Annotated in this window: 1 protein-coding gene; it reads right to left on the reverse strand. The window is 62.0% G+C overall.

The window, feature by feature from the left end; all coding sequences use genetic code 11:
* The coding region (locus tag C8024_RS14960) for a glycine--tRNA ligase subunit beta (RefSeq protein ID WP_173206632.1) at positions 1–516 on the reverse strand (516 nt) is incomplete at both ends.

The raw sequence follows: 516 nt of genomic DNA on the forward strand, positions 1-516 counted from the left end.
CGGTCTCTCGACTTCGCTCGAGACGAACGGAGCCTTTGCATGATGAAATCTATGTCCGACAGTATCATAGCCTGACGTCAAGCCGTCAATCTCGCAGGACACCAGGTCATCGCCGAAGATCGCCACGATGCCGCTCAGCGGCCGCACCCAGCGCAGGCTTTCGGTCGACAGGCTGGCTTCGCCCCAGCGCATCGATTTCGGCCAGGGAAAGGCTTTGATAATCGCCGGAATGGCTTCCGCCAGAACATCCTTGGTATCGCGACCCGGCTTGTTGATCACCGCGAAATAGGTCGCACGTCCCTTGACGTCGCGCACTTCCAGCTGGTCGCGGGTAACGCCGTTCTTGCGGCAGAAACCCTCGACCGCCTGATCGGGCGCCGCTTCCGGTGGGCCCTTGGCTTCCTCGCTGACCGCTTCGGTCTGCTCGGGCAGGTCTTTGGCAATGAGCGCGAGCCGTCTTGGCGTCGAATAGACGGTGATCGCGCCGGCTTTCAGGCCGCTTCCGCCATTTGCGCG

This window comes from Sphingopyxis sp. BSNA05 (assembly GCF_013265645.1).
Lineage (GTDB): Bacteria > Pseudomonadota > Alphaproteobacteria > Sphingomonadales > Sphingomonadaceae > Parasphingorhabdus.